Consider the following 1,608-nt stretch of genomic DNA (forward strand, 5'->3'; position numbering starts at 1 on the left):
TTTCCCCTTGGTGACGGCACCCAAGATATCCGCGGCTGCACCAGTCTCCCGGCATCCAACGAAAAAGCCCGGCCTCGCGGCCGGGCTTCGTGACACTGAGCAGGGCAGCAGCCTCAGGCAGCCATCGCCTTGCGCATGTTCTCGCTGACCTTCTCGAGGAATCCGGTCGTCGAGAGCCACTTCTGGTCGGCGCCGACGAGCAGGGCGAGATCCTTGGTCATGTCGCCGGCCTCGACCGTGTCGACCGTGACCTTCTCCACCAGCGCAGCGAACTTCGCGAGCTCGGCATTGTTGTCGAGCTTGGCACGATGGGCGAGGCCACGGGTCCAGGCGAAGATCGAGGCGATCGAGTTCGTCGAGGTCTCCTTGCCCTTCTGGTGCTCGCGATAGTGGCGGGTCACCGTGCCGTGGGCGGCTTCGGCCTCGACGGTCTTGCCGTCCGGCGTCATCAGCACCGAGGTCATCAGGCCGAGCGAGCCGAAGCCCTGGGCGACGGTATCGGACTGGACGTCGCCGTCATAGTTCTTGCAGGCCCAGACATATCCGCCGGACCACTTCATCGCCGAAGCGACCATGTCGTCGATCAGACGGTGCTCATAGGTGATCCCGAGCTTGTCGAACTCCGCCTTGAACTCCTTCTCGTAGATCTCCTGGAAGATGTCCTTGAAGCGGCCGTCATAGGTCTTGAGGATGGTGTTCTTGGTCGAGAGATAGACGGGGTACTTGCGCATCAGGCCGTAGTTCAGCGACGCCCGCGCAAAGTCCTTGATCGACTCGTCGAGATTGTACATCGCCATGGCGACGCCGGCCTCGGGAGCCTTGAAGACCTCCTTCTCGATGACGTTGCCGTCCTCGCCGACGAACTTGATCGACAGCGTGCCCTTGCCCGGGAACTTGAAGTCGGTCGCGCGGTACTGATCGCCGAAGGCATGGCGGCCGATGACGATGGGCTGGGTCCAGCCCGGCACGAGGCGCGGCACGTTCTTGCAGATGATCGGCTCGCGGAAGATCACGCCGCCGAGGATGTTGCGGATCGTGCCGTTCGGCGACTTCCACATCTCCTTGAGGTTGAACTCCTTCACGCGGGCCTCGTCCGGCGTGATGGTGGCGCACTTCACGGCGACACCATGCTTCTTGGTGGCGTTGGCGGCGTCGATCGTGACCTGGTCGTTGGTCGCGTCGCGGTTCTCGACCGAGAGGTCGAAATAGTCGAGCTCGAGATCCAGATACGGGAAGATCAGCGTGTCCTTGATCTTCTGCCAGATGATCCGGGTCATCTCGTCGCCGTCCATGTCGACGATCGGATTGGCGACCTTGATCTTGCTCATGCGATGACCCCTGTTCTCTCCAGATAGAACGATCCGAAACCGCGGCTTTCGGCCACGGTCCACGGCTGGGTCGCTTCCTAGCGGGTTCGAGGCGGCGGGGGAAGCGCGGCTTTCGGGCAATCTGCCGCGCCGCGGATTATGCTGCACCGCCGCAAAATCGGCGCCTTCCATCCCTAGCCTGACCCGCCGCTCGTCATAGCGACAGGACGAACGACGTGTTCCGATTCATTTCACCGCAGGCGCGGGGCGCAGCGCCGGCCGCCCTTCTACTCGCGGCAAC

General features: G+C 62.9%; 1 protein-coding gene. It reads right to left on the reverse strand.

What is annotated here, in order from left to right:
* Positions 1 to 113 precede the first annotated feature (113 nt).
* Positions 114 to 1,328 carry an NADP-dependent isocitrate dehydrogenase gene (locus ACIPIA_RS15850; protein ID WP_400510936.1) on the reverse strand — a complete coding sequence of 405 codons (1,215 nt, stop codon included), beginning with the start codon at positions 1,326 to 1,328 and terminating at the stop codon, positions 114 to 116.
* Positions 1,329 to 1,608 lie beyond the last annotated feature (280 nt).

This window comes from Allobosea sp. CER48, assembly GCF_044752385.1.
Lineage (GTDB): Bacteria > Pseudomonadota > Alphaproteobacteria > Rhizobiales > Beijerinckiaceae > Allobosea.

What these genes read in the sequence shown, in the direction of transcription:
- ACIPIA_RS15850 (WP_400510936.1), bottom strand. Translation starts at nt 1,328, where the DNA reads ATGAGCAAGATCAAGGTCGCCAATCCGATCGTCGACATGGACGGCGAC.